Genomic DNA, 25,037 nt, shown 5'->3' on the forward strand with positions numbered 1-25,037 from the left:
GGAAGCAATTACGGCACACTGATGTTGTGAAATACGTGACCGGGATGCAGGGCACCGAGGGAACCGCCTTCGCGCGGCCCTCCGGCGTGTCCGCCGAGCGCAGCACGCGAGCGCGTGTCGCCCGGCTCATCCTGGAGCACGGGCCCATCACCGCCGCCGCCCTCGGCGAGCGGCTCGGCCTCACGCCGGCGGCCGTCCGCAGGCACCTCGACGCCCTGCTGGCCGAGGGGATGGCCGAGGCCCGCACCGCCAGGCCGCGAGGCCAGCGCGGGCGCGGGCGACCGGCCAAGCTGTTCGCTATCACCGACGCGGGCCGCAGCGCCTTCGAGCACGCCTACGACGGCCTCGCCGGGAGCGCGCTGCGCTTCCTGGCCGAGCGCGTGGGCGAGGAGGCCGTGGCGGAGTTCGCCCGCTCACAGGTGGCCGGCCTGGTCGACCGCCTGCGGCCGAGGATGAGCGAGGTCCCCGCCGACCAGCGGGTCCGCGTCCTGGCCGAGGCCCTGTCGGCCGACGGCTACGCCGCCTCGGCGAGCAAGGCCAGCCTCGGCGGCGAGCAGCTGTGTCAGCACCACTGCCCGGTGGCGCACGTGGCCGCGGAGTTCCCGCAGCTGTGCGAGGCCGAGACGGAGGCGTTCGCGCGCATCCTCGGCACCCCCGTGCAGCGGCTCGCGACCATCGCCCACGGCGACGGCGTGTGCACCACGCACGTGAGCCCCCACAGGACACCCGGGCCGGGCACGAGGGAGCACGCGACGGGCTCCCCGGCACCCGATCCGGCGCAATCGACGGCAATCCACGAAACGATCGACACATCGAGCAAGGAGACCGGAAGGTGACTGTCACCGACCGCCCGGAGCTGGAAGGCCTCGGGAATTACAAGTTCGGCTGGGCCGACTCGGACGCCGCGGGAGCGACGGCCCGGCGTGGCCTGTCCGAAGAGGTCGTCCGCAACATCTCCGCGCTGAAGAGCGAGCCGGAGTGGATGCTGGACCTTCGTCTGAAGGGGCTGCGCCTTTTCGGGAAGAAGCCCATGCCCAACTGGGGTTCCGACCTCAGCGGGATCGACTTCGACAACATCAAGTACTTCGTGCGTTCGACGGAGAAGCAGGCCGCCTCCTGGGAGGACCTGCCCGAGGACATCAAGAGCACCTACGACAAGCTCGGCATCCCGGAGGCGGAGAAGCAGCGCCTGGTCGCCGGCGTCGCCGCCCAGTACGAGTCCGAGGTGGTCTACCACAAGATCCGCGAGGACCTTGAGGAGAAGGGTGTCATCTTCGTCGACACCGACACCGCGCTCAAGGAGCACGAGGAGATCTTCAAGGAGTACTTCGGGACCGTGATCCCGGTCGGCGACAACAAGTTCGCCGCGCTGAACACGGCCACCTGGAGCGGCGGCAGCTTCATCTACGTGCCGCCGAACGTCAACGTGGAGATCCCGCTCCAGGCCTACTTCCGGATCAACACCGAGAACATGGGCCAGTTCGAGCGGACCCTGATCATCGTGGACGAGAACTCCTACGTCCACTACGTCGAGGGCTGCACCGCGCCGATCTACTCCTCCGACTCGCTGCACAGCGCGGTCGTGGAGATCATCGTGAAGAAGGGCGCCCGCTGCCGCTACACGACCATCCAGAACTGGTCGAACAACGTCTACAACCTGGTCACCAAGCGCGCCGTGGCGTACGAGGGCGCGACCATGGAGTGGGTCGACGGCAACATCGGTTCCAAGGTCACCATGAAGTACCCGGCCGTCTACCTCATGGGTGAGCACGCCAAGGGCGAGACCCTCAGCGTCGCCTTCGCCGGTGAGGGCCAGCACCAGGACGCCGGGGCCAAGATGGTGCACCTCGCGCCGAACACCAGCTCCTCGGTGATCTCCAAGTCCGTCGCCCGAGGCGGCGGCCGCACCTCCTACCGAGGCCTGGTCCAGATCGAGGAGGGCGCTCACGGCAGCGCCAGCACCGTCAAGTGCGACGCGCTCCTCGTCGACCAGATCAGCCGCTCCGACACCTACCCCTACGTGGACGTGCGCGAGGACGACGTCTCCATGGGGCACGAGGCCACCGTCTCCAAGGTCTCCGACGACCAGCTCTTCTACCTGATGAGCCGCGGCCTGGGCGAGGACGAGGCGATGGCGATGATCGTCCGGGGCTTCGTCGAGCCGATCGCCCGCGAGCTCCCGATGGAGTACGCCCTGGAGCTGAACCGCCTGATCGAGCTGCAGATGGAAGGGGCCGTCGGCTGATGGGTCTCGACACCGGAAAACCCCTGTCGACCCTCCACGAGAAGGCCTCGTACGACGTGGCCGACTTCGCGGTACCGACCGGCCGGGAGGAGGAGTGGCGCTTCACCCCGCTCTCCCGGCTCAAGGGCCTGCACGAGGGCGTCGCGGCCTCCGCGAACGTCGTCGTGCAGGTCGACGCCGCCCCCGAGGTCACCGTGGAGACCGTCGGCCGCGACGACCAGCGGGTCGGCAGGGCCTACGTGCCCGCCGACCGGATCAGCGCCCAGGCCTACGCCTCCTTCGAGAAGGCCACCGTGGTCACGGTCGCGCGCGAGGCCGTCGCCTCCAAGCCGACCGTGATCACCCTCACCGGGTCCGGCCAGGGCGCCGCGTACGGCCACACGGTCGTGCGGCTGGAGCCGATGGCCGAGGCCGTTGTCGTCCTCGACCACCAGGGCAGCGCCGTCTACGCCGACAACGTCGAGTTCGTCGTGGGCGAGGGCGCCACCCTCAAGGTCGTCAGCCTCCAGGACTGGGCCGACGACGCCGTGCACGTCTCCCACCACCACGCCCTGCTGGCCAAGGACGCGACCTTCCGCGGCTTCGTGGTCACCCTCGGCGGCGACCTGGTCAGGCTCTCCCCGTCGGTCTCCTACGACGGCCCCGGCGGCGACGCCGAGCTGAACGGCCTCTACTTCGTCGACGCCGGCCAGCACCTGGAGCACCGCCTGCTCGTCGACCACTCCAAGCCCGGCTGCCGCAGCAACGTCGACTACCGGGGCGCGCTGCAGGGCCAGGACGCCCACGCGGTCTGGATCGGCGACGTCATCATCCGCGTCGAGGCCGAGGGCACCGACACCTACGAGCTCAACCGCAACCTGCTGCTCACCGACGGCGCCCGCGCCGACTCGGTGCCCAACCTGGAGATCCTCACCGGCGAGGTCGCCGGGGCCGGTCACGCCAGCGCCTCGGGCCGTCTCGACGACGAGCACATCTTCTACCTCCAGGCCAGGGGGATCCCCCACGACGACGCTCGCCGTCTCGTCGTCAAGGGCTTCTTCGCGCAGCTGCTGGAGAAGATCGAGGTTCCCGAGCTTCGCGAGCGGGTGCTCGCCCGGGTCGAGGCGGAGCTTGAGAAGTGACGTTCGAGAAGGTCTGCAAGCTCGCCGACATCCCCGACGAGGGAGTGGTCGGCCTTGAGGTCGACGGCACCCCCGTCGCCCTGGTCCGCCAGGGCGAGGAGGTCTTCGCGCTGCACGACGTCTGCTCCCACGCCGAGGTGAGACTCAGCGAGGGGGAGGTCTACGACGGCACCCTGGAGTGCTGGCTGCACGGCTCGTGTTTCGACCTGCGCTCGGGCAAGCCCACCGGCCCGCCCGCCAACAAGCCCGTTCCCGTATACCGAGTAAAGATCGACGGCGATGACGTCCTCGTCTCGCTCTCGAAGGAGTCATAAAGTGTCTGACACGAGCCGAGTCCCCTCGGGGTCCACCCTGGAGATCCGCGACCTGCACGTCACCGTCGCCGACAAGGAGATCCTGCGCGGCGTCAACCTGACCGTGCGGGCCGGCGAGACCCACGCCATCATGGGCCCCAACGGCTCGGGCAAGTCCACGCTCGCGTACGCCATCGCGGGCCACCCCAAGTACACCGTCACCGGCGGCCAGGTCCTGCTCGACGGGGTCGACCTGCTGGAGCTCACGGTCGACGAGCGCGCCCGCGCCGGGCTGTTCCTCGCCATGCAGTACCCGGTCGAGGTCCCCGGCGTCAGCGTCTCCAACTTCCTGCGCACCGCCGTCACCTCCATCCGCGGCGAGGCTCCCAAGCTCCGCGATTTCGCCAAGGACCTCAAGTCCGGCATGGACGCCCTGTCCATCGACGCGACCTTCGCCCAGCGCAACGTCAACGAGGGCTTCTCCGGCGGTGAGAAGAAGCGCCACGAGATCCTCCAGCTGGAGCTCCTCAAGCCGAAGATCGCCGTCCTCGACGAGACCGACTCCGGCCTCGACGTCGACGCGCTGCGCGTGGTCTCCGAGGGCGTCAACCGCTTCCGCTCCGGCGAGACCGGCGTGCTGCTCATCACCCACTACACCCGCATCCTGCGCTACGTGAAGCCGGACTTCGTCCACGTCTTCTCCGCCGGGCGGATCGTGGAGCAGGGCGGCCCCGAGCTCGCCGAGAAGCTGGAGGCCGAGGGCTACGAGGCGTACACGAAGGCGTCGGCCTGATGGAGACCGGCCTTGACGTGGAGAGGATCAGGAAGGACTTCCCGGTCCTCTCCCGCGAGCTTCCCGGCGGCAGGCCGCTGATCTACCTCGACTCCGGCAACTCCGCGCAGAAGCCGGCCCAGGTGGTCGAGGTGATGCGCGAGCACCTGACGATGCACTACAGCAACGTCGGCCGCGCCATGCACGTGCTGGGCGCGGAGTCCACCGAGGCGTACGAGAACGCCCGTGACAAGGTCGCCGCCTTCATCGGCGCGCCCGACCGCGACGAGGTCGTCTTCACCAAGAACGCCTCCGAGGCGCTCAACCTGGTGGCGTACGCCTTCGGCAACCCCATCGCCGAGGACCCCCGCTTCCGGCTCGGCCCCGGCGACGAGATCGTCATCTCCGAGATGGAGCACCACTCCAACATCGTGCCGTGGCAGATGCTCGCGCAGCGCACCGGCGCGACGCTGCGGTGGTTCTCCGTCACCGACTCCGGCCGCCTGGACCTGTCGAACCTCGCCGAGCTCGTCACCGAGCGCACGAAGATCGTCTCGATCGTGCACCAGTCGAACGTGCTGGGCACGCTCAACCCGGTCGCCCCGGTGCTCGCCAGGGTCCGCGAGGTCGGCGCGCTGATGATGCTCGACGCCTCCCAGTCGGTGCCCCACCAGAAGGTGGACGTGGCCGCGCTGGGCGTCGACTTCCTCGCCTTCACCGGCCACAAGGTCGTCGGCCCGTCGGGGATCGGCGTGCTGTGGGCCCGAGGCGAGCTGCTGGAGGCGATGCCCCCCTTCCTGGGCGGCGGCGAGATGATCGAGGCGGTCTGGATGGACCACTCGACCTACGCGCCCGCGCCGCACAAGTTCGAGGCGGGCACCCCGCCGATCGTCGAGGCCATCGGCCTCGGCGCCGCGGTCGACTACCTGTCCGAGATCGGGATGGACGCCGTCGTGCGTCACGAGCGCGAGCTCACCGCGTACGCGCTCGACGCCCTGGGGGAGATCCCGGGGCTGCGGGTGATCGGCCCGCTGGACCTCACGGACCGGGGCGGTACGGTCTCGTTCACCCTTGAGGGGATTCACCCGCACGATGTCGGGCAAATCCTGGATGACAACTTCGGGGTGGCCGTGCGCGTGGGACACCACTGCGCCCGCCCGCTCCACCTGCGATTCGGGATTCCCGCGACCACACGGGCGTCCTTCTACCTCTACAACACACCGGCCGAGATCGACGCCCTGGTCCGCGGCCTCCACCACGTGCGGAAGGTGTTCGCCTAGCCATGCCCGAGCAGTCGAGCCGGCGGACGGGCGGACGGCGGGCGGGACACGCCCGCCGCACGGCGCCCGGCGACGCGCGAGCGCACGGCGCAGCGAACGAGAAGGTGAGCACGACCCTATGATCGCCGAGTCCATGTACCAGGAGCTGATCCTGGAGCACTACAAGCACCCGCAGGGGAGGGGACTCCGCGATCCGTACGACGCCGAGGTCCACCACGTGAACCCGACGTGTGGTGACGAGATCACCATGCGCGTGAAACTGGGCGACGGCGGCAAGGTCGAGGACGTCTCCTACGACGGGCAGGGCTGTTCCATCAGCCAGGCCGCGGCCTCCGTGCTGCACGAGCTGGCCACCGGCTCGACCGTCGACGACACCCTCGGCATCGTGGACGAGTTCACCCGGCTCATGCAGGGCAGGGGAAAGGTCGAGGCGGACGAGGACGTGCTGGGCGACGCCGTCGCCTTCGCCGGGGTCGCCAAGTTCCCCGCCCGGGTGAAGTGCGCGCTACTGGCGTGGATGGCCTACAAGGACGCGGTCGTGAGGAGCACCGAATGAGCAAGGCTGTTGAGACCCCCACCACGGCGTACGACGGGGACACCACCCATGACGAGGTCATGGAGGCCCTCAAGGACGTCGTGGACCCCGAGCTCGGCATCAACGTCGTCGACCTGGGCCTGATCTACGGGCTCCACCTGGACGCCGCCGAGGCCGCGGAGGGCGCGGAGAAGGCCGAGGGGGGCACTCTGCCGGTCGCCACCATCGACATGACGCTGACCAGCGCTGCCTGCCCGCTGACCGACGTCATCGAGGACCAGGCGCACTCGGCCCTGGAGGGCATGGTCTCCGACGTGAAGATCAACTGGGTGTGGCTCCCGCCGTGGGGCCCGGACAAGATCACCGACGAGGGGCGCGAGCAGCTCAGGATGCTGGGCTTCAACGTCTGAGACGTGACTCACGGCACGGCTCGCACCCCTGGGTTCGGGCCGTGCCCAATTGTGTGAGAGGATTTCCGAGGCCGGGAAGAAAAGCCCGGCCGGGAGTGTTGACTCCGACCGACGGACAAGCGACCGGCTCCTGCCGGACGCCCCGACCGAACCCGGCACTGCGAACGCCGGGTATGCTTGATCGTGGTTTGACTGCGTGCGGGTAAGCTAGACCCGCCCCGTGCGGTGCGCCTCGACTTGCACCGCACTACCGCCCCCATTGGGCGTTGATCCAGCGCGGCCTCAGGCCGTGCGTTCCAGGCTCGTCCTTTCGCAGAAGCGACGTGCCCCGTTCTTCTATCGAAAGGCACGAGTCTTCGTGACCATGCTTGACGCTGTTCTGCCCGAAATCACCGACATCACCGAGATCTCCCAGGCCCCCGCAGGTCCGTCCGAGTTCACGCTCCTCGGCCTGCCGAAGCCGCTGGTGACCGGTCTCTCCCGTTCGGGCATCGACAGTCCCTTCCCCATCCAGCGGGCCACGATCCCCGACATCCTCGCCGGTCACGACGTCCTCGGCCGAGGCCAGACCGGCTCCGGCAAGACGCTCGCCTTCGGCCTGCCCATGATGTCGCGCATCGCCGGGGCCAAGGCCCGTCCGGGTCACCCCCTCGCCGTCGTCCTGGTCCCGACCCGTGAGCTCGCCATGCAGGTGACCGACGCGCTCGAGCCGCTCGGCCGGGGCCTGTCGCTGCGGATGAAGACCGTCGTCGGCGGCATGTCCATGGGCCGCCAGATCGAGGCGCTGCGCCGAGGCGTCGAGGTCGTCGTGGCCACGCCCGGCCGCCTGACCGACCTCATGCAGCAGGGGGAGTGCACGCTGGACGAGGTCCAGGTGACGATCCTCGACGAGGCCGACCACATGTGCGACCTCGGCTTCTTCCCGGTCGTCAGCGCGATCCTGCAGCAGACCCCGGCCGACAGCCAGCGCCTGCTCTTCTCCGCCACCCTCGACGGCGACGTCGACAAGCTCGTCCGCCGCTTCCTCACCAACCCGGTGACCCACTCGATGGCTCCGGCCGCCTCCTCGGTCGACACCATGGAGCACCACGTGCTGGAGGTGCACCGCGACGACAAGTTCCCGGTGACCGCCGAGATCGCCAACCGCGAGGGCCGGACCATCATCTTCGTGCGCACCCAGCACGGGGTGGACCGGCTGTGCAAGCAGCTCGCCCAGGTCGGCATCCGCGCCGGCGGCCTGCACGGCGGCAAGCGCCAGAACCAGCGCACCCGCATCCTGGCCGAGTTCAAGGAAGGCACGATCAACGTCCTGGTCTGCACGGACGTCGCGGCCCGCGGCATCCACGTCGACAACATCAGCCTCGTGCTGCACGTCGACCCGCCCCAGGACCACAAGAGCTACCTGCACCGCGGTGGCCGTACCGCTCGCGCCGGGGAGAAGGGCACCGTGATGACGCTGGTGCTCCCCAACGAGCGCCGCTCCACCGACGCGATGACCCGCCGCGCGGGCATCAAGCCGTTCCGTCTCAAGGCCACCCCGGGCCACCCGCGCCTGGAGGAGGTCGCCGGGGCGCGTACGCCCAGCGGCGAGCCGATCCCGGTCTGGGAGCCCTCGGCACCGGTCGCCAAGCAGCGTCAGGGCCGTGGCGGCTTCGGCGGCAACGGCGGCGGGCGTGGTCCGCGCCGCTTCCGCTCCGACCGTCCCGCCCACGGCGCGGGCGAGGGCCAGCAGCCCCGCGAGCGTTCCTTCGGTGACGACAGCCGAGGCACCGGTGGCGGCCAGTACCGCTCCGAGCGCCCGGCCGGTGGCGGTTACCGTTCCGAGCGTCCGTCGGGCGGTGGCTTCCGTTCCGAGCGTTCCACCGGTGGCTACCGTGGTGGCGAGCGGCGCGAGCCGTTCCGCGCCGACCGCCCGGCCTCGGCCGGTGGCGGTTACCGCTCCGAGCGTTCGGGCGAGCGCGAGCCGTTCCGCGGCGAGCGCCAGGGCGGCGGCTTCCGCGGCGGGGAGTTCCGCGCCGACGGCCGAGGCTCCGCCCCGCGCGGTGGCGGCAGCCGTTACGGCCGCTGATCATCTTGTAGCACCCCGAAGGGCCGGTTCATCTTGTAGCACCCCGAAGGGCCGGTACGGCGTCCGCCGTACCGGCCCTTCGGTTTTCTCCGGTCTCTCGGGCGGAGTGCCGACGGTGGGATCAGCCGGAGATCACCAGGGCGAGGGGCGCGGATCGACCCGCACGTGGATCACGTAGTGCCAGCCGCTCGTCTTCCTCTCGAACTCGTAGAACCGCGTCTGCTCGATCGGTTCGAGCTGGATGCTCTGGTCGAGGAGCAGGTCGTCCCCGATGTAGTCGTCCTCCATCAGGGTGAGACGCACGGTCTCGCTCGCGTGGAACAGCGGCTCCTTCATGGGGCCTCCGTACACCAGGACGGTGCGGTCCCTGGGGCACCTGTAGTCGTGCAGCGTCCAGGCGCACCGCTGCTGGGCGAGCGACATGGTCCTGCCGTTCCAGTTCGGGTCCGGCCACAGCTCGACGACCTGGCTCGTCGGCGGCAGGATGCTGGGACCGGTCGCCTTGATGTAGACCTCGTCGTGTCCGCTCTCCTCGAGGTCGTAGGCGATCACGCTCTCGATGGCGACGCTCACGTACTCGGAGGGGGCGGCGGTCGTCGCGGTGGACGCGGTGGCCGTACCCGTGGAGAGCAGGACGGCCGTGCAGACGGCGGCGGTGAAGAAAGATCTGATGTTTCTCACGCGCCCACCTTGCACAGGGGGGACTTGCGGACCGGTTGGAAGCGGCTTGGACCTCAGGCAGGGGCCGCGCCGGATCTTCCGGTTGACGATCTAGGTCCAGTCGTCATTATGGCTTTATAGTCCGCTATTTCCTTTCAGCGTCGAAGGTCCCGGGGCGCCCTTCGTGAGGCGTCTTCTCGATCAACCGATGCGTTCGGCCCGTCCGAGATAAGAGGATAAATGCGCTTTTCGTGGTCTGGTTTCCGTGTTCTCGCCCGCCTTCCTCTCGTCCTCCTGCTGGCCACGGCCGGGGCCGTCACCACCGTTCCCCCCGCGACCGCCGCGCAGAGTTACCGTGTCCTGCAGCTCAACCTCTGCCACAGCGGCGTCAACACCTCCTGCTTCAACGGTGCCGACGTCATCCGGGAGGCGCGCGACATCATCACCGCCAGGCAGCCGCAGGTCGTCACGCTCAACGAGATCTGCCGCGACGACCTGGCCCAGCTGGCCCCCTCGATGGGAGACGGCTACCGGACGTTCGCCCCGGCGCTGCGGCCCGACGGCACGCCGGTGCGCTGTGTCAACGGCGACGAGTACGGCAACGGCCTGATCTTCCGCGCCACCGGGGCGACGAGCTTCTCGGGCGTCTACGCCACCCAGGACGGCGGGAGCGAGAGGCGCGTCTACGTGTGCGCGGAGTTCTCCGACCTGACCGGCTGCACCACCCACCTGTCGACCACCGGGAACGTCGCCATGGCCCAGTGCAAGGCCGCCATCGCGATGCTGCGCGACCGGGGCGCGGCCGGCAGGCCGACCTTCCTGGCGGGCGACTTCAACATGAAATACGCCCCGCTGTTCGGGCAGAACGTCCAGAACTGCAACTCCGCCCCCTTCTTCAGGAAGGGGGACGGGGACGTGCAGCACGTCTTCGCGGCGAGCATGGGCTTCGAGCGCACCGACGTCATCTCCATGAGATACACCGACCACCCCGCCCTGCTCGTCACCCTGACGAAGCCCTGATCCGACGCCGCCCCGGACACCGCATGGCGGCTTCGGATGAAGCGGTGCCCCGGCCCTCCGGACGGGGGCACCGCCGCGACCGCGTGCGACGGCGCCTTGCCCGCCGTACGGGAACCGCGCGTTCTCACGAGCCTGAGCCGGGCACGACGCCGTCCCTGGGAGAAGATCGGCGGGGCGTTCCCCGATGTCCGGGAGAAAGGGGACGGCGCGCGTCCCAGAGCGTGGACCTGCACGCGTCGGGGTCGGATGGCCCGTTAGGCTGAACGGGCACATCCGACGACGCCGAGAGAGATCATGAAGACCTTCGAAGAGCTGTACGCCGAGCTGTCCGACAAGGCGCGCACCCGGCCCGAGGGCTCGGGCACCGTGGCCGCGCTGGACGCCGGGGTCCATGCCATCGGCAAGAAGGTCGTGGAGGAGGCCGCCGAGAGCTGGATGGCGGCCGAGCACGAGTCGAACGAGCGGGCGGCCGAGGAGATCTCCCAGCTCCTCTACCACGTGCAGGTCCTCATGATCGCCAAAGGGATCGGGCTGGACGAGGTCTACAAGCATCTGTGAGCCGGTGCGCCCGGCTCCCGGTCTCGTAGGCAATCCCGTCCACACGTAAGGAATCTCGCCATGCTGCGTCTCGCCGTACCCAACAAGGGCGCCCTCACCGAGGGGGCCCAGACGATCCTCAAGGAAGCCGGATACCGCGTCCGCAAGGACAGCAAGGAGCTCGTGGTCGCCGACCCGGAGAACTCCTGCGAGCTGTTCTTCCTGCGGCCCAAGGACATCGCCGTCTACGTCGGCGAGGGCACCCTGGACGCCGGGATCACCGGCCGCGACATGCTCCACGACTCCGGCGCGCGGGTCGAGGAGATCATCCCGCTCGGTTTCGGCCGCTCCACCTTCCGCTTCGCCGCCAACCCGGGCGACTTCGACTCCGTCGCCGACCTCAAGGGCAGGCGCGTCGCCACCGCCTACGCGGGCCTGCTGGAGGCCTACCTCGCCGAGCGGGGTGTCGAGGCCCGGGTGATCAAGCTGGACGGCGCGGTGGAGACCGCCATCCGGCTGGGCGTGGCCGACGCCGTGGCCGACGTCGTGGAGACCGGCACCACGCTGCGCAACATCGGCCTGGAGGTGTTCGGCGAGCCGATCACCCGCTCCGAGGGCGTGCTGATCAAGGGGGTCGGCGCCGAGGAGACCCCGGGCCTGCGGCAGCTCATCCGCCGTCTGCAGGGCGTGCTGGTGGCGCGCGACTACGTGATGATGGACTACGACATCCGCGCCGAGCGGATCGAGGAGGCCATCGCCCTCACCCCCGGCATGGAGGGGCCGACGGTCTCCCCGCTGCACCGGGAGGGCTGGGTCGCGGTCCGGGCCATGGTCCCGCGCAAGGGGCACCAGCAGATCATGGACCAGCTCTGGGAGATGGGGGCCAAGGCCATCCTGGTGACCGCCATCTTCGCCTGCCGTCTCTGACCCGGCGTTTCCGGGACGGGTACTCCCGCAGGCACGCCTGTTGTCCCCGTGGCGCCGGTCCGGCTCGCCGCCGGGGGCCACGGGGTCGGCGTGCCCCCCGGAACGCCGCCGGTTCAGGAGGGGAGCGCGGCGGCGGCCTCCTCGGCCTCGATCCGCTCGTTCCACTCGCGCTTGGAGGAGCGCCACTCCTCGTCGTCGCGGCCCAGCCGCCAGTAGCCCGAGATGGAGAGTCTCGCCAGCGGGACGCCGCGCTCGGTGCGCAGGTGGCGCCTGAGTTCGCGGACGAAGCCCGCCTCGCCGTGGACGAAGGCGTGCACGTCGCCGTCGGGGAAGTCGAGCTCGCGGACCGCCTTGACCAGCTTCTCGCCGTACGGGGCGTCCCCTCGGTGCAGCCAGACGATCCGCACGTCGCCGGGGGAGTCGATCTTCTGCTCCTCCTCGGGGCCCTCGACCTCGATGAAGGCCCAGGCCGGGGCGCCCGCGGGGAGGTTCTCCAGGGAGGCGGCGATGGCGGGCAGCGCGCTCTCGTCTCCGGCGAACAGGTGCCAGCCGGCCTCCGGGTCGGGCGCGTACGCGCCGCCGGGGCCGAAGAAGTGGAGCTCCTCACCCGGCTGGACCCGGGCGGCCCACGGCCCGGCCAGGCCGGAGTCACCGTGGTGGACGAAGTCGAGCGTCAGCTCGCCCGCCTCGGCGTCCCAGCGGCGGACGGTGTAGGTGCGGGTGGTGGGCCACTGCTCGCGGGGCAGGTCACGGCGGATCGCCTCCATGTCGAGCGGCTGCGGGTAACTCACCCCGGCCGGGGCGAACAGCAGCTTGACGTAGTGGTCGGTGTACTCGTCCGCGCGGAATCCGGCGAGGCCCTCGCCGCCCACCACGACCCGGATCATGTGGGGGGTGAGCCGCTCGACTCGCCGGACCAGGCCGCTCGTCACCTTCGGTGTGCGGCGTTCGGTTCTTGCGTCTGCCATACGTCACTCCGTGGGGGTCTAAGTTAGGTAAGCCTAACTCGTACCATACGTCATCGGAGCGCGGCGACTGCCTTCACCGCCTGGTCCACCTGCTCGGGGGTGGTGACGATCCCGGGGCCGAAGCGCAGGTAGATGTCCTGGTACGGGGTGGAGCTGGTGACGATCCGATGGTCCCGGCGGAGCCTGCCCACCGCGCTGGGGGCGTCCATGCCGTTGACCGTGCAGCAGACCAGCCCGGCCGACAGCTCGGGGGAGACCGGGGTGATCAGGCGCACGTTGGGCAGGGCCGCGAGCCCCGCCTTGAGCCGGGTGGCCTGTTCGGTGATCCTGGCCGCCACCCGCTCCTTGCCGATCGCCGTGTGGAAGGCGAACGCCTCGCTCAGCGCCCAGCGGTGCTCGAAGCTGTGGTAGCCGCCGGGGGTGTGCAGGAGCCCGCCGGGGCTGGTCCACGGATCCTCGGTCACGCTGGAGAAGGTCGTGATCACCGGCAGCAGCGCGTCCCAGGCCTGGCCCTTACCCCACAGGATGCCGGTGCCCCGGGGGCCGAACAGCCACTTGTGGGTGCCGCTGACCAGGAAGTCGCAGCCCAGATCCTCCACCCCGTCGGCCATCGCGCCGAAGCCGTGCACTCCGTCCACGCACAGCAGCGCCCGATCCTTGGCGTCCCTGGAGCGGTTGGCCTCGGCGATCATGTCGGCGATCGCCCTGACCGGCATCCGCACCCCGGTGCCCGAGTGCACCCAGGTGATCGCCACCACCCGGGTCCTCGGTTTGAGCGCGGCCTTCAGCCGGGAGACGATCTCGTCGGCGGAGGCTGTGGCCGGCTCGTCGTACAGGCGGGCCCTGCGGACCTTGGCGCCGGTCCTGGCGGCGAGCAGCCGCAGGCTCTCGTAGGTGGCGAAGAAGTCGTGCTCGGTGGTGAGCACGTCCTGGCCGGGCAGCAGCCGCATGCCGCTGTAGAGCAGGCCCAGGCCCATCGTGGTGCTGTCGGTGAGGGCGACGTCGGGGGCGTCGGCGCCCAGGTAGGCCGCGGCGGCCTCGCGCACCGCCTCCTCCCGGTCCTCGCCGTGCAGGTAGGCGTCGGTGTCGGTGTCGAGGCCGCGCCGGTGCTCCTCGATCGCCCGCCGCACCGGGGCCGGGTGGGCGGCGAGGACGTAGGCGGCGAACTGGGCGTAGGAGGGGTCGAGCGAGAACTGGGCCCGTACCGACTCCCAGCTGGCGGGGTCGAACGGCGCGGGCCGCGACGGGGTGGGCGTGGCGGCCTCGTCGCCGGGGGTGCATCCGGACAGCGCGGCTCCGGCTCCGGCCAGGAGCCCCGCGCCGAGTAACCCACGCCGCCCGACCCGAGGTCCGCGCTCGTCCATGTCCTGCCCCCCGTCGTCGTTACGCCCCTGCGCCCCTTCCTATCGTGATCATGCGCGCCTGCCAAGGGGGTACGGCGACGGCGTGACGAATATTCGAATCTACAACGTAAAGGCGTCGGCGCTCGACGGAACGGGGTGGACCGTTCCGGCCGGGGACGGAGAGGTCCTCAGCGCTGCATGGCCGCGACCTGGCGGATCAGGTCGGCGACCCTGACGACGCCCATGCAGCGGCCGACCTCGTCGATGACGACCAGGTCGTCGTAGACGCGCTCGGCGTCGCGGCCCGCGACCTGCATGGCCGCTATCGCGGGGGTGGTCTTGGGAACGGTGCGGGCGGGGTCGGCCAGCCGCCCGGCGGCCTTCTTGCCGTGCAGGGCGTGGCCGAAGCGCCCGGCGATCGAGAGCAGGAAGCGGCTGCGGTCGAGGCTGCCCCGGGGGCGCTGGTACTCGTCGACGAGGATCACGCTGGTGATGGACGGCTCGCTGCCGAAGGCGTCGATCACCGCCTCGGCGGTGGCCTCGTAGGGGAGGGTCACCGCGGGCAGCAGGAACTCGTGGACGCGGGGGCCGAGGACGAGCCGGGAGGGCTCCTGCTCGACGACCGGGAGCGGCACGCGCACCCGCCCCGACGGGCCGGGGACCAGCAGCGGGCCCTGGGCCAGCCGTACCCCCCAGCCTCGGACCGCGGCGAGCTGCGCCTCGTCACCGACGCCCGGGGCCAGCACGTGCGCCCCCACCCCCCGGGCGAGCCGTGCCAGGCCCTCGCCGATCGCGGCGCGGCGCGGGTCACGGGGCACCTGGGCGATCAGGTCGGGTGAGATCACCGCCAGGTACGGCGCCGCGTCGGCGATCAGGTCCAGCGGGACGTGCCCGGTGCCCAGGTCGCCGACCGCGATGAGGTAGCCGATGGCGCGCAGGCCGTCCAGCCCGGTGAGCAGGGAGCGGCGCTCGAACTGGGCGAAGTCCCCCCGTACGGTGAGGATCACCTCGCGGGGGCGGCGGCCTGACGCGCGCAGGGCCTCGTGGAGCGGTGCGAGGGCGGCCGAGCCGCCGATCACCGCGGCCGTCGGCAGGGGGAGCACCAGGGGGAGCAGGACCTCGCTCGCGGCGACGTCGCGCACCGTCTGGACAGTGGAGGAGATGTTCCCTCGGCCCGCGCCGTCGGCCTGGAAGGCGATGACGCCCCCGGTGTCGAGATCGACGACGGGCGTGACACCCACGCCCGCCGCGGAGGAGTGCGGGACGGCATGCGCTCTGGTCGTCACGTTCCGAGAATGGGGCATTCTTTACGGTCACAGAAGTAACGCATTGTGATGTTCACCGATATTTCGCCATTCGTTGGACTTGATCCGGTGAGACGGTGTGTCCGGCGAGGTCAGCAGGTAGTGTCGCGTTCCATGACGTCGCGACCGGCCAAAGGGGGAGGCCGCTGGGTCTCCGTGGCGCCCGAGCGCCTGAACCGCTGGATCGACGGCTTCGTCGATCGGCACGGCCCGCCGAGCGTGACGGCCTCGGCCTCCGTCGTACGTCTTGAGGGCGCGGACGGCGCGGTCGCCGAGTGTCAGGTGCCGTTCCCGCCGCTGACCTCCTCCGGGGGTGGTCCGATGGCGCGCCTGGTCACCCACGTGCGCACCGAGCGCAGGATCGGCGTGCTGCTCGTACGGCTGGGCGGCCACGCGGCGGGGATCTTCCAGGGTGAGGAGCTGCTCTCCTCCAAGGTCGGCTCGCGGCAGGTCCACGGGCGCAGCGCGGCGGGCGGCTGGTCACAGCGGCGCTTCGCCCGGCGCAGGGAGAAGCAGGTGGACCAGGCGCACGAGGCGGCGGCCGAGGTGGCGCTGCGCGTCCTCGGCCCGCACGTGGAGGAGCTGGAGGCCGTCGTGCTGGGCGGAGACCGGCGCGCGGTCGACGCGCTGCGGCCCGACCGCAGGCTCGCCCCGGTCTTCGCGCTGGAGACCGAGCCCTTCCTTACGGTCCCCGATCCGCGGCTGGTGATCCTCAGGGACACCCCCGCCCAGTTCCGCGCGGTCCGCATCAGGGTGAGCGATCCGGTGTAGCCGGTCTCCGCGTGGCCGGGCGTCGTGTGGCCGCCCACCACGTGAGCGGGTTCCGCGTGCGTGAGGGCCGTACGAGCGGATTTCCGGTGAGTGATGCTCTTATGGGTGGGTTCCCGGTGAGCGAGGCTCCGCTGGACAGGCTCTGCTGGACGGGGGCTCGGCTCGACGGGGGCTCGCGTAATCGTGGAGAAGTCGGCCGGTGCCGCGCCGTACACTGATCGGTATGCGCACTCCCGATTGACCGTCGTCCCGATGAAGGTGAGACGGCCGAGCCGAGAGCCGGGAGACACAGGGCGCGGCGGGTTCGGCCACAGTGAAGTGAGCCTGTGTATTTCCTGCTGGGAGTGTTCTCCAACCATGATCGTAGCTTCTGACATCGAACTGCGGGCCGGGGCCCGGTTGCTCATCGAGGCCGCGTCCTTCCGGGTGAACCCCGGCGACAAGATCGGGCTCGTCGGCCGCAACGGGGCCGGAAAGACCACGCTGACCCGCGTGCTCGCGGGAGAGGGGTCGGCCGCCTCGGGCACGGTCTCCATCAGCGGCGAGGTCGGCTACCTGCCGCAGGACCCGCGCACCGGCGACCTGCACGTGCTCGCCCGCGACCGCATCCTGTCGGCCCGCGGGCTCGACCAGGTGCTGCGCGAGCTGCGCGAGGCCGAGTCCGGCATGTCCTCGGCCGACGACCGCACCAGGGACCGCGCCGTCCGCGCCTACGGGCGCCTGGAGGACCGGCTGCACGTCCTGGGCGGGTACGCCGCCGAGTCGGAGGCCGCCTCCATCGCCTCCAGCCTGGGGCTGCCCGACCGGGTGCTCGGTCAGCCGCTGGAGACCCTCTCGGGAGGACAGCGCAGGCGGGTGGAACTGGCCCGGATCCTCTTCAGCGGGGCGGAGACTCTCCTACTTGACGAGCCGACAAACCACCTAGATGCGGACTCAATCGGGTGGCTTCGTGATTTTTTACGATCCCACCAGGGCGGCTTGATCATTATTAGCCACGATGTCGCGCTTCTTGAAGCGACGGTAAACCGCGTTCTGCACCTCGACGCGAACCGCGCGGTGATCGACACCTACAACGTCGGTTGGAAGGCCTATCTGGCCCAGCGGGAGACCGACGAGAAGCGCAGGAGGCGTGAGCGCGCCAACGCCGAGAAGCAGGCCTCGGCCCTGATGTCGCAGGCCGACAAGATGCGCGCCAAGGCCACCAAGGCCAAGGCGGCGCAGGACATGCAGCGCCGCGCCGAGCGCCTGCTGTCGGGCCTGGAGGTGGAGCGGCGAAGTGACAAGGTGGCCAAGCTGCGCTTCCCCCAGCCCGCTCCGTGCGGGCGCACCCCGATCATGGCGGAGGGGCTGTCGAAGTCGTACGGCTCCCTGGAGGTCTTCACCGACGTCGACGCCGCCGTCGACAGGGGGAGCAGGGTCGTCATCCTCGGCCTGAACGGCGCTGGGAAGACCACTCTCCTGCGGATTCTGGGCGGCATCGAGGAGCCGGACACCGGCGCGGTCAGGCCGGGACACGGGCTCAAGCTGGGCTACTACGCGCAGGAGCACGAAACGATCGACCCCGAGCGCACCGTGCTGGAGAACATGCGCTCGGCCGGGGGAGAGCTCCCCGACGTGGAGCTGCGCAAGGTGCTGGGCTCGTTCCTGTTCACCGGCGACGACGTGGACAAGCCCGCGAGGGTGCTGTCGGGCGGGGAGAAGACGCGGCTGGCACTGGCCACGCTGGTGCTGTCCGCGGCCAACGTCCTCCTTCTCGACGAGCCCACGAACAACCTTGATCCGGCCAGCAGGGAGCAGGTACTTTCAGCACTAACGTCCTATTCTGGGGCGATTGTGCTCGTCACGCATGATGAGGGGGCTGTAGAGGCTCTACGACCCGATAGGGTGATCTTGCTGCCTGACGGAGTTGAAGACGCGTGGAGCGACGAATTTTCCGATCTTGTGGCACTTGCCTGATCTTAATTTGAGCGGGTACGGATCTTTTCCCGTGGAGTAGGTAGCCGATCTCGCTGAAATGACTGATCATGGCGTGTGTAACGCTGCGGAAGTCTGGCACTACAGGAGGTACTCGTGGCCGAGACTCTGAAGAAGGGCACCCGGGTTACCGGGGCCGATCGTGAAAAACTGGCCTCCGATCTCAAGAAGCGCTACAGCGCGGGTGAAAGCATCCGTGCCCTGGCCGCTTCGACCGGCAGGTCGTACGGGTTCATCCACCGCATCCTGAGCGAGTCCGGTGTGACTCTGCGCGGGCGCGGTGGCGCCACCCGAGGCAAGTCCAAGCGCTGACCCCGCCTCGGAACGCGCGACCGCAGCCGCTCGTCCCCCACGCCGAAACCGTCCCCGCCCGGACCTGTAGAACCTCATTCTGGGGAATCGATAGGCTCGGGCGAGGCGGACATCGAGGGTGGGAGAACGGCGATGGCTGAGGTGGCGCTCGGGGGGAGTGCGGAGGAGATCTCTCTCGAGGAGGTCGGTCTGCGCTGCGAGGTGGACGGCGAGATCGCGACGATCACGCTGGACCGTCCGGAGAAGCGAAACGCTCAGACGTTCGCTACCTGGTCGGCTCTGGCTCAAATCGGTGACGGCCTGCCGCAGCAGGTGAGGATCGTCGTGATCAGAGGTGAGGGGCCGTCCTTCTCGGCTGGGATCGATCTGAGGATGTTCACCCCGGAGGGGGTTCCAGGGCAGGGGCCGTTCGCGACCTCGGCGACATTCGACGAGGCGGCTTTCGCCGAGCGGGTGGCGCGGGCCCAGCGGGGCTTTCTCTGGCTGAGGCGTCCCGACATCGTCTCCGTGGCGGCCGTTCAGGGCCACGCGGTCGGTGCGGGGTTCCAGCTGGCGCTCGCCTGTGACCTGCGGGTCCTGGCGGACGACGCCAAACTGTGCATGAAGGAGCCCGCCCTCGGGCTGGTTCCCGACCTGACCGGCACCAAGCCGCTGGTCGACCTGGTGGGCCTGTCCAGGGCGATCGAGATCTGTCTCACCGCCCGCGTCGTGGGGGCGCGGGAGGCGGCCAGGATCGGCCTGGCCGAGCTGGTCGTCGCCCCGGAGGAGCTGACGCAGGCCGTACGCGACCTGACCGACGCGCTGCTGGCCACCGACCGTGACGCCGCGACGGCCACCAAGCGGCTGCTTCAGGATGCCTCGGGGCGCACACTGGAGGAGCAGGGCGCGGCCGAGGCGCGCGAGCAGGCGAAGCGTGTGAAGGCGCTCTTCGGACAGGCCGTACCGCCGGACCGCGCGGGTGTTCGCCCCAAGCTGACAGGGGAATGATCGCGCTTCTCCCGATGCTCGCATCGGGAGAGGAGGCCGCATGGCGATGATGGGTGGGGGACTCGGTCCCCAGGCGATGTTCTCGTTCCGGCGTGACAGCTCGGTGACCAAGCAGCGTCTCGCACCGGGCACGGTCCGGCGCATCGCCCGCTACGCCCAGCCCTTCTCGCGGCAGATCGCCGCCTTCCTCGCGCTGGTCGTGGTCGGCTCGGTCATCGTGATCGCCAACCCGCTGCTGATGAAGGCGATCATCGACGACGGCATCATCGCCAAGCGCCAGGGGGTGGTGGTCGCCCTCGCGCTGGTCATCGCGGGGCTGGCGGTCGCCGACGGGGCGCTCACCCTGGCCCAGCGCTGGTTCTCCTCGCGGATCGGCGAGGGCCTCATCTACAACCTGCGCGCCGAGGTCTTCGACCATGTCCAGCGGATGCCCGTGGCCTTCTTCACCCGGACCCAGACCGGCGCCCTGGTCTCCCGGCTCAACACCGACGTCATCGGCGCCCAGCGCGCCCTGACCAGCACCCTGTCGTCGGTCGTGGCCAACGTGGTCATGCTGGTGCTGGTGCTCGGCGCCATGCTGGTGCTGTCGTGGCAGATCACCCTCGTCGCCCTCGTGCTGCTGCCGATCTTCATCTTCCCCGCGAAGTGGGTCGGCAGGAAGATGTCCGGGCTCACCCGCGAGCAGATGGAGCTCGACGCCGAGATGAGCACCATGATGACCGAGCGGTTCAACGTCGCCGGGGCGATGGTCGCCAAGCTGTACGGCCGCCCGGCCGACGAGACCGCCGCCTTCGGCGGCAAGGCGGGGCGGGTGCGCGACGTCGGCGTCACCGTCGGCATGTACGGGACGGTCTTCCGCGTCGCGCTCGGCCTGGTCGCCGCGCTGGCCACCGCCCTGGTGTACGGCGTGGGCGGTGTGCTGGCCGTCGCCGACGTCTTCGAGCTCGGCACCCTCGTGGCGCTCGCCGCCCTCCTGATGCGCCTGTACGGCCCCCTGACGAGCCTGTCGAACGTGCACGTGGACGTGATGACCGCGCTGGTGAGCTTCGACCGGGTCTTCGAGGTGCTCGACCTGCGGCCCATGATCGCCGAGAGGCCCGACGCCCGGCCCCTTCCCGGCGGCCCGGCCTCCGTGGAGTTCGAGGACGTCCGGTTCAGATACCCGTCGGCCTCGGAGGTGTCGCTGGCCTCGCTGGAGGCGGTGGCCCGCCCCGACACCGGGCCGGGCCACGAGGTGCTGCGCGGCGTCACCTTCACCGCCCGCCCCGGCGAGATGGTCGCCCTGGTCGGCCCCTCGGGCGCGGGGAAGACCACCATCACGGGCCTGGTCTCCCGTCTCTACGACGTGGGCGAGGGCGCGGTCCGCGTCAACGGCCTGGACGTGCGCGACGCCACCCTGACCTCCCTGCACGAGACCGTGGGAGTCGTCATGCAGGACGCCCACCTGTTCCACGACACCATCGGGGCCAACCTCCGCTACGCCAGGCCGGGGGCGACCGACGAGGAGATCTGGGAGGCCCTGCGCGCCGCCCAGATCTCCGACCTGGTCCTGGACCTCCCCGACGGCCTGGAGACCGTGGTGGGCGACCGGGGCCACCGGCTGTCCGGTGGCGAGAAGCAGCGGCTGGCCCTGGCGAGGCTGCTGCTCAAGGCGCCCCGCGTGGTCGTCCTCGACGAGGCCACCGCGCACCTCGACTCCGAGTCCGAGGCCGCCGTCCAGGAAGCCCTCAAGATCGCGCTGGCCGGGCGCACCTCGCTGGTCATCGCCCACCGGCTGTCCACGATCCGCGAGGCCGACCAGATCCTGGTGGTCCAGGACGGCCGGGTGGTCGAGCGGGGCCGCCACGAGGAGCTGCTGGCCAGGGGGGCGGTCTACGCCGAGCTCTACCGGACCCAGTTCAGCCTGACCTCCTGACCTCTCCCGGGAGCCCGGCCCGGCCGCACCTCCGGATCCCGGGCCTGTCCCGGCACCGGTTCGGCCGGACTCCTGACGTTCTCCGGGTCCGCCCCTCACCGAATCCGGCTCCGGCTGACCGCCCGGTGTCCGCCGGGCCCGGTCCGGCCGGGTCTCCCGGCGGCTGACGACGTCCGGCGGCGCGGCTTCGAGTGGATCTTCCGGTACCGATGGTGTTAGATCATGGGGACGTGGACGACCGGTTGAAACGCGATGACCTGACCGACGACGAGTGGGGGCGGCTGGCGCCGTTGCTGCCCGCTCACGCCCGGCGGGGAAACCGGTGGGCCGATCACCGCACGATCATCGACGGGGTGTTCTTCCGCACCCGGAGCGGCTGCCCCTGGCGCAAGCTGCCGGAGGTCTACGGCAACTGGAAGACCGTCTACAACCGGCACCGCCGGTGGTCGGTAGACGGCACTTGGGAGACGATCCTGGGCGCGCTGCGGATCGGCGACGGGGCCGGCGGGGATCCGGTGCCCGGCACCGCCTCCACGGCCGTCACGGCCCGGCCGGGGGACATCCGGCCCGGCGCGACGTTCGAGGTCCCCGGCTGGTGACCGCACCCCGTGCGGGGGCTCGTACGGCCTCGGGGAACTGTCCGAATGTCTGGCGAAGACGGTCGCGGCCGGAGACGTGCAGGGCCTCGTACGACCCCGGGGAACGCGGACCGGGCGTCAGGATGACGCGTAGCCCAGGCGGGTGAGCTCCTCGCGGGCGACCTTGGCCACCAGCTCGGCGTCCTGGCCGCGCAGGCGGGTGCGCCAGACGCCGACCTTCGGCACGCTCCTGCCCAGCAGGGCGATCTTCGGAACCCGCGTCTCCAGGAACTGGGAGAGCCCGTCCAGGGACTCGGCGGGGGAGGAGACCAGATCCTCGTAGCGCAGGGTCAGCAGTTGCTCCCGGGGCAGCTCCTGGTGGAGCGAGGCCGACAGCCGCACCGCGCTGCGCCAGCGCAGCGCGCACTTGCCCGCGGTGGGCATCGCCTTCCAGCGCTCGCGGTGCTCGCCGGAGTTGACGCCGAGGAACGGGTTGGGGAACTCCGTCTCGTCGCTCAGCATGGCCGGCTTGAACCACGTCAGGGACGCGGGGTCGGCCAGCATGTCGGCGGCCACGTCGCGGCCGTCCCTGATGAGCTGGACGAAGCGGGCGTCGGGGAAGGCCTGCAGCAGCACCGAGGCGCTGTAGAGCAGGTCGGGGCTGGCGTCGCCGAAGCGGATCACGGAACCGGAGGCCACGCAGGGGCCCGCCCCGGTCACGCCGCCCGCCTCCCGGCACGGCGCCGGGCACTCCTGGCAGGCGCCGGGGACGATCTGCCAGGACTCGGCCATGGCGTCGCGGAGCACGCGGGTCGCGCCCATGCCCCGTCCCGCGATCGAGGGCCGCCGGGCGAAGGCGTAGACGACGTGCGCCACCGCCGCCCGCCCCATGGTGACGTGGAATCCGGGGGAGCGTTTCAGGGCGCGGGCCAGCAGATCCGCGCCGGAGTGCGGGGCGGCGAGCACGAACACCGGCCTGCGGACCTTGATGCCGTTGACCACCAGGATGTGGGGCGGAGGTCGCATATGAAAGCCCAGTGTGGCACCGTTTGCGGAGTGAACGAACCGGCTGCCGGGATACCGGTCCCACCTCCGCCGCGTCCGGGCGACACGGTGGCGGTGGTGGCCCCGTCCGGACCTCCCGATTCCGAGCGGCTGGCGCGCGGCGTCCGCGTCCTGGAGGGGCTCGGGCTGAAGGTCGTCGTCGGCGCCCACGTCCTCGACAGGGACCGCTACCTGGCCGGCTCCGACGCCGACCGCGCGTCCGATCTACAGGACGCCTGGTGCGATCCCGCGGTGAGCGCGGTGTTCTGCGCCCGCGGCGGCTACGGCGCCACCCGCCTGCTCGGCCACCTCGACTGGGACGCCATGCGGGCCGCCGGTCCCAAGGCGCTGATCGGTTCCAGCGACGTCACCGCCCTGCACAGCGCGTTCGCCGTGGAGCTGGGGGTCGCCTCCTGGTTCGGGCCGATGCCGGCCTGCTCCACGATCAGCGATCCCGAGGGACCCGAGCCGCGCACCTTCGGGAGCCTCACCGCCGCGCTCGCCGGAGCCCCGCCGGCGGTCACCGGCGACAGGGTGATCGTCGCCGGTGACGTCACGGCGCCGGTCACCGGCGGTAACCTCAGCCTGCTGGCCGCGCTCTGCGGCACGCCGTACGCGCTGTCGGCGCGGGGCCGGATCGTCCTGCTGGAGGACGTCACCGAGGCGCCGTACCGGATCGACCGGATGCTCACCCAGCTGTTGCAGAGCGGGGCGCTCGACGGGGCGGCCGGGTTCGTCCTGGGATCCTGGGTCGGCTGCGGCGACCCCTACCCGGTGCTGGAGGAGTTGCTCGCGCCGCTCGGGGTGCCCGTTATCGCGGGGCTTCCGATAGGGCATGGAAGTCCACAGTTTTCTGTATTGCTCGGGGCACTTGGTGCTATTGATGCAAAATCGTGCTCTCTGGCCTACTCAACAGGGGGCGTCGGCACGGCACTCTGGGTGCGAACCTAGGAGGAAACCGGCAGAGGAGGCGCACGCGTGAGATTGTTCCGGCGGCACCGTGACCGGCGGACCGAGACGCCGCGGCGTCCGGTCGAAGAGGTCGATCTCGACTCCCTGCTCGCCCTGGTCGCGGACAATCTCGGCTATGCCTGCGCCTTCGACCCCGGTGGCGGGACCCTCACGCTCACCGGCCCGCGCCGGGTCGTGGTGCGGCTCGCCGGGCTGCGCGCCGAGGCGCTGCGGCGCTCCCGCGAGGACTGGCCCGTGATCGTCTCCGAGCACCTGTCCCACGCCCTGGCCACGGCGGACGAGCCGTTCGACGCCTGCGATTTGGAGCAGGTACGCCCGCTGCTGCGCACCCGCATCCAGCTCGACGACGACCTCGATCCGGCCCGCGTGGTCGGGCGCCACCTCACCGCCGACCTGGTCGAGGTGCTCACCGTCGGTGACGGCGCCGCCGGGCGCCAGGTCCGCCCCGAGGAGGTCGGCTGCTGGCCGATCACCGCGGCCCAGGCGCTCGACATGGCCCTGGACAACGCCCGGGGGGACGAGCGGCTCTCGGTCACCGAGGGGGACCTCGGCGGGGTGGCGGTCCGCAGGCTGACCGGCCCCACCGAGGGGGCCGCCGCCCACCTGCGCAGGCTGGGCGACTACCTGCCGGTCCCCTCCGACGGGGTCCTCGTCGCCCTGCCCGACCCGGCGACGCTGATCGTCCACCCGGTCGAGGGCATCGGCGTGGTCCGCGCGATCGAGCGGCTGCGGCTGTTCGCCCAGCGGGAGTTCGACAGGCGCGCCGAGGCGCTCAGCCCGCAGGTCTACTGGTGGCACGGCGGCCGCCTCTCCCTGATCAGGGCCGACCTGGTCAGCCAGGACGGGCAGACGCGGCTGGTGGTCGCGCCCCCGCCTGACTTCGCCCGCGTCCTCGCCGCCCTGGCCGTCCGCCCCGCCGAAGGCGGCGGCACCGACGGCTGACCCGCGACCCTGCGAGGACGGCTCCCGAGGGGACGGCTCCTGAGAGGACGGCCACCCGC

The 25,037-nt window shown here is 70.7% G+C and carries 25 protein-coding genes; 20 read left to right on the top strand and 5 right to left on the bottom strand.

Features of this window, described 5'->3' with window-relative positions:
• Nucleotides 1–44 precede the first annotated feature (44 nt).
• The 9 genes from ABD817_RS26635 (at nt 45) to ABD817_RS26675 (ending at nt 8,724) form a co-directional block, all read left to right on the top strand.
• Nucleotides 45–836 carry a helix-turn-helix transcriptional regulator gene (locus ABD817_RS26635; RefSeq protein WP_344921178.1) on the top strand — a complete coding sequence of 264 codons (792 nt, stop codon included), beginning with the start codon at nt 45–47 and terminating at the stop codon, nt 834–836.
• Nucleotides 833–2,245, top strand: a complete 1,413-nt coding sequence (sufB, locus tag ABD817_RS26640; protein WP_344920891.1) for a Fe-S cluster assembly protein SufB — start codon at nt 833–835, stop codon at nt 2,243–2,245. Before ABD817_RS26635 ends, sufB begins: the two co-directional genes overlap by 4 nt.
• A complete protein-coding gene (gene sufD, locus ABD817_RS26645) occupies nt 2,245–3,366 on the top strand; it encodes a Fe-S cluster assembly protein SufD (RefSeq protein ID WP_344920892.1) in 1,122 nt (373 codons plus the stop codon). The genes sufB and sufD overlap by 1 nt, the downstream gene beginning before the upstream one ends.
• Nucleotides 3,363–3,680, top strand: a complete 318-nt coding sequence (locus ABD817_RS26650; RefSeq protein WP_344920893.1) for a Rieske (2Fe-2S) protein — start codon at nt 3,363–3,365, stop codon at nt 3,678–3,680. Before sufD ends, ABD817_RS26650 begins: the two co-directional genes overlap by 4 nt.
• Nucleotide 3,681: 1 nt before the next feature.
• Complete coding sequence (sufC, locus tag ABD817_RS26655; protein WP_425583412.1) at nt 3,682–4,452, top strand: Fe-S cluster assembly ATPase SufC; 771 nt, start codon at nt 3,682–3,684, stop codon at nt 4,450–4,452.
• On the top strand, nt 4,452–5,711 hold the full coding sequence (locus ABD817_RS26660; protein ID WP_344920894.1) for a cysteine desulfurase: 1,260 nt from the start codon (nt 4,452–4,454) through the stop codon (nt 5,709–5,711). The genes sufC and ABD817_RS26660 overlap by 1 nt, the downstream gene beginning before the upstream one ends.
• A 118-nt stretch (nt 5,712–5,829) precedes the next feature.
• On the top strand, nt 5,830–6,267 hold the full coding sequence (sufU, locus tag ABD817_RS26665; RefSeq protein ID WP_344920895.1) for a Fe-S cluster assembly sulfur transfer protein SufU: 438 nt from the start codon (nt 5,830–5,832) through the stop codon (nt 6,265–6,267).
• Nucleotides 6,264–6,656 (top strand): metal-sulfur cluster assembly factor, encoded by a 393-nt coding sequence (locus tag ABD817_RS26670; protein WP_344920896.1) that lies wholly within the window; start codon nt 6,264–6,266, stop codon nt 6,654–6,656. The genes sufU and ABD817_RS26670 overlap by 4 nt, the downstream gene beginning before the upstream one ends.
• 364 nt (nt 6,657–7,020) lie before the next feature.
• Nucleotides 7,021–8,724 (top strand): DEAD/DEAH box helicase, encoded by a 1,704-nt coding sequence (locus ABD817_RS26675; protein WP_344920897.1) that lies wholly within the window; start codon nt 7,021–7,023, stop codon nt 8,722–8,724.
• A 132-nt stretch (nt 8,725–8,856) separates the two neighbouring features.
• Here ABD817_RS26675 and ABD817_RS26680 read toward each other — a convergent pair whose 3' ends face one another.
• The gene (locus ABD817_RS26680; RefSeq protein WP_344920899.1) at nt 8,857–9,405 is read right to left on the bottom strand and encodes a hypothetical protein; all 549 of its coding nucleotides are present in this window, start codon (nt 9,403–9,405) and stop codon (nt 8,857–8,859) included.
• A gap of 219 nt (nt 9,406–9,624) precedes the next feature.
• On the opposite strand from ABD817_RS26680, the gene ABD817_RS26685 reads away from it, so the two are divergent.
• The 3 genes from ABD817_RS26685 (at nt 9,625) to hisG (ending at nt 11,868) form a co-directional block, all read left to right on the top strand.
• The gene (locus ABD817_RS26685) at nt 9,625–10,404 is read left to right on the top strand and encodes an endonuclease/exonuclease/phosphatase family protein (RefSeq protein ID WP_344920900.1); all 780 of its coding nucleotides are present in this window, start codon (nt 9,625–9,627) and stop codon (nt 10,402–10,404) included.
• Between the two features lie 294 nt (nt 10,405–10,698).
• Nucleotides 10,699–10,962 (top strand): phosphoribosyl-ATP diphosphatase, encoded by a 264-nt coding sequence (locus ABD817_RS26690; protein ID WP_012892448.1) that lies wholly within the window; start codon nt 10,699–10,701, stop codon nt 10,960–10,962.
• A gap of 60 nt (nt 10,963–11,022) precedes the next feature.
• On the top strand, nt 11,023–11,868 hold the full coding sequence (gene hisG / locus ABD817_RS26695; protein ID WP_344920901.1) for an ATP phosphoribosyltransferase: 846 nt from the start codon (nt 11,023–11,025) through the stop codon (nt 11,866–11,868).
• A 113-nt stretch (nt 11,869–11,981) separates the two neighbouring features.
• Here hisG and ABD817_RS26700 read toward each other — a convergent pair whose 3' ends face one another.
• From ABD817_RS26700 to ABD817_RS26710, 3 genes are all read right to left on the bottom strand, one after another.
• Nucleotides 11,982–12,836 carry a siderophore-interacting protein gene (locus ABD817_RS26700; RefSeq protein ID WP_344920902.1) on the bottom strand — a complete coding sequence of 285 codons (855 nt, stop codon included), beginning with the start codon at nt 12,834–12,836 and terminating at the stop codon, nt 11,982–11,984.
• 50 nt (nt 12,837–12,886) lie between these two features.
• On the bottom strand, nt 12,887–14,200 hold the full coding sequence (locus ABD817_RS26705) for an aminotransferase class V-fold PLP-dependent enzyme (protein ID WP_344920903.1): 1,314 nt from the start codon (nt 14,198–14,200) through the stop codon (nt 12,887–12,889).
• Nucleotides 14,201–14,367: 167 nt separating this feature from the next.
• Nucleotides 14,368–15,465: an EAL domain-containing protein gene (locus tag ABD817_RS26710; RefSeq protein ID WP_344920904.1), complete on the bottom strand. Its 1,098-nt coding sequence runs from the start codon at nt 15,463–15,465 to the stop codon at nt 14,368–14,370.
• Nucleotides 15,466–15,597: 132 nt separating this feature from the next.
• Here ABD817_RS26710 and ABD817_RS26715 point away from each other — a divergent pair, with 132 nt between their 5' ends.
• The 6 genes from ABD817_RS26715 (at nt 15,598) to ABD817_RS26740 (ending at nt 22,041) form a co-directional block, all read left to right on the top strand.
• Nucleotides 15,598–16,254: an acVLRF1 family peptidyl-tRNA hydrolase gene (locus ABD817_RS26715; protein WP_344920905.1), complete on the top strand. Its 657-nt coding sequence runs from the start codon at nt 15,598–15,600 to the stop codon at nt 16,252–16,254.
• Between the two features lie 357 nt (nt 16,255–16,611).
• Entirely contained in the window at nt 16,612–18,210 is a 1,599-nt protein-coding gene (locus ABD817_RS26720; protein WP_344920906.1) for an ABC-F family ATP-binding cassette domain-containing protein, read from the top strand.
• A 114-nt stretch (nt 18,211–18,324) separates the two neighbouring features.
• Nucleotides 18,325–18,540 (top strand): helix-turn-helix domain-containing protein, encoded by a 216-nt coding sequence (locus ABD817_RS26725; RefSeq protein ID WP_030904785.1) that lies wholly within the window; start codon nt 18,325–18,327, stop codon nt 18,538–18,540.
• A gap of 132 nt (nt 18,541–18,672) precedes the next feature.
• On the top strand, nt 18,673–19,527 hold the full coding sequence (locus ABD817_RS26730) for an enoyl-CoA hydratase/isomerase family protein (RefSeq protein ID WP_344920907.1): 855 nt from the start codon (nt 18,673–18,675) through the stop codon (nt 19,525–19,527).
• Between the two features lie 40 nt (nt 19,528–19,567).
• On the top strand, nt 19,568–21,442 hold the full coding sequence (locus ABD817_RS26735) for an ABC transporter ATP-binding protein (RefSeq protein ID WP_344920908.1): 1,875 nt from the start codon (nt 19,568–19,570) through the stop codon (nt 21,440–21,442).
• A 230-nt stretch (nt 21,443–21,672) separates the two neighbouring features.
• On the top strand, nt 21,673–22,041 hold the full coding sequence (locus ABD817_RS26740; RefSeq protein WP_344920909.1) for a transposase: 369 nt from the start codon (nt 21,673–21,675) through the stop codon (nt 22,039–22,041).
• 117 nt (nt 22,042–22,158) lie between these two features.
• Here the strand turns inward: ABD817_RS26740 and ABD817_RS26745 are convergent, their stop codons facing one another.
• Complete coding sequence (locus tag ABD817_RS26745) at nt 22,159–23,046, bottom strand: sulfotransferase family protein (RefSeq protein ID WP_344920910.1); 888 nt, start codon at nt 23,044–23,046, stop codon at nt 22,159–22,161.
• Nucleotides 23,047–23,076: 30 nt separating this feature from the next.
• Between ABD817_RS26745 and ABD817_RS26750 the strand changes: the two genes are divergently transcribed.
• Together ABD817_RS26750 and ABD817_RS26755 are read left to right on the top strand one after the other, a co-directional pair.
• Nucleotides 23,077–24,015: a S66 peptidase family protein gene (locus ABD817_RS26750; protein ID WP_344920911.1), complete on the top strand. Its 939-nt coding sequence runs from the start codon at nt 23,077–23,079 to the stop codon at nt 24,013–24,015.
• Nucleotides 24,016–24,042: 27 nt separating this feature from the next.
• Nucleotides 24,043–24,978 carry a hypothetical protein gene (locus ABD817_RS26755; RefSeq protein WP_344920912.1) on the top strand — a complete coding sequence of 312 codons (936 nt, stop codon included), beginning with the start codon at nt 24,043–24,045 and terminating at the stop codon, nt 24,976–24,978.
• Nucleotides 24,979–25,037: the final 59 nt, after the last annotated feature.

This window comes from Streptosporangium oxazolinicum, from assembly GCF_039537505.1.
In the GTDB taxonomy this organism is placed as follows: Bacteria; Actinomycetota; Actinomycetes; order Streptosporangiales; family Streptosporangiaceae; genus Streptosporangium; species Streptosporangium oxazolinicum.